The sequence below is a fragment of the Xenophilus azovorans DSM 13620 genome, from assembly GCF_000745855.1.
Classification (GTDB): Bacteria; Pseudomonadota; Gammaproteobacteria; order Burkholderiales; family Burkholderiaceae_C; genus Xenophilus; species Xenophilus azovorans.
Genome location: NZ_JQKD01000126.1, coordinates 1 through 1,753 on the forward strand (window position 1 = coordinate 1; position 1,753 = coordinate 1,753).

General features: G+C 67.9%; 2 protein-coding genes. Both read right to left on the bottom strand.

Going from position 1 to position 1,753, the window contains the following annotated elements:
* A partial coding sequence (gene istB / locus Q392_RS26335; protein ID WP_038215643.1) for an IS21-like element helper ATPase IstB occupies window positions 1-757 on the bottom strand: 757 nt, incomplete at its 3' end.
* On the bottom strand, window positions 747-1,753 hold a 1,007-nt coding region (locus Q392_RS26340; protein WP_038215645.1), incomplete at its 5' end, for a Mu transposase domain-containing protein. The genes istB and Q392_RS26340, both read right to left, overlap by 11 nt.

The window sequence follows — 1,753 nt, forward strand, 5'->3', positions numbered from 1 at the left end:
CCTGAACGGGTTGAGCCGAGCTGTGCTTGAAGCGGAAGCTGTCGTTGCCGGTCTCCAGGATATGGCAGTGATGCGTGAGCCGGTCCAAGAGCGCCGTTGTCATCTTCGCATCCCCGAACACACTGGCCCATTCACTGAAGCTCAGATTCGTGGTGATCACCACACTCGTGCGCTCGTAGAGCTTGGACAGCAGATGGAACAGCAGCGCCCCGCCTGAGGCGCTGAAGGGCAAGTAGCCCAGCTCATCCAGGATCACCATGTCTGCGTACATCAGCCGATGCGCGATGTGGCCAGGGTTGCCGCTGGCCTTCTCCTGCTCCAGGGCATTGACCAGTTCGACCGTGGAGAAGAACCGCACGCGCCGGTGATGGTGCTCGATGGCCTGCACGCCCAGCGCCGTGGCGATGTGGGTCTTGCCGGTGCCAGGCCCGCCCACGAGCACCACGTTCTGCGCGTCCTCCAGGAACTCGCATCGGTGCAACTGCCGCACCAGGGCCTCGTTGACCTCGCTGTGCGCGAAGTCGAAGCCTGAGAGATCCCGGTACGCCGGGAAGCGAGCGAGCTTGAGCTGGTAGGCCACCGAGCGCACCTCGCGCTCGGCCGTCTCGGCCTTGAGCAACTGGGAGAGCATCGGCTGGGCCGCCTCGAAGGCCGGAGAGGCCTGCTCGGCCAGCTCTGCCACGGCGTGGGCCATGCCGTGCATCTTGAGCTCGCGCAGCATGATCACGATGGCCGCGCTGGCCGGGTCATGACGCATGGCGCACCTCCTGCAGGATGGTCGACCCGGCCGCGCTCGCACGGCCGCGCAGGGCGTCGTAGCGCAGCACATTGGCCTGGGGCTCGTTGACCAGGCGCAGTGCCTGCGGCGCCGTCACGGGCGCTGGCGCCGTTGGCTTGCCATCCAACAGCCGGTGCAGCACGTTGAGCACGTGCGTCTTGCTGGCCACGCCTGCCTCCAGTGCCAGCTCCACCGCGGCCTGCTCGTCGTGGTGCAGCACGAGCGCGAGGATCTCCACCATCTCCCGGTCGCCCCCGGGCTGCTTGAGCAGCGCGGCCTGCAGCCGCCGGAAGCCTTCGGGCAGTTCGCTGAACGGAGCGCCGTTCCTGAGCGCCCCGGGCTTGCGCTGCAGCACCGCCAGGTAGTGGCGCCAGTCGTATACGGTGTGGCCCGCCGTGTCGTGGCGCCGGTCAATGATGCGGGCGTGCTCGCACACGAGTTGCCCCTCGGCCACCACCAGGCGATCGGCATACACGCGCAGGCTCACCGGTCGGTTCGCGTAGGAGGCCGGCACGCTGTAGCGGTTGCGCTCGAAGTGCACCAGGCAGGTGGGTGAGACGCGCTTGGTGTGCTCCACGAAGCCGTCGAAGGGCCTGGGCACCTGCATGAGCAGGGGCCGTTCCTGCGCCCAGGCCTCGGCGATGGTACCGGGCAGCTTGCCGTGGGCGATCTCGCCCCACAGCGCCAGGCAGCGGCCCTGCAGCCATGCGTTGAGCTGCTCCAGCGTCGCGAACGCTGGCACCGGCTGCCACAGCCGATGGCGTGCATCGCGCACGTTCTTCTCCACCTGGCCCTTCTCCCAGCCCGAGGCCGGGTTGCAGAACTCGGCGGTGAACAGGTAGTGGCTGACCATGGCGCTGAAGCGCGCGTTGATGTCGCGCTCCTTGCCGCGGCGCACCTTGTCCACCGCCGTCTTCATGTTGTCGTAGATGCCACGCGCGGGCACGCCCCCGAGCACCTCGAAGGCGCGGTTGT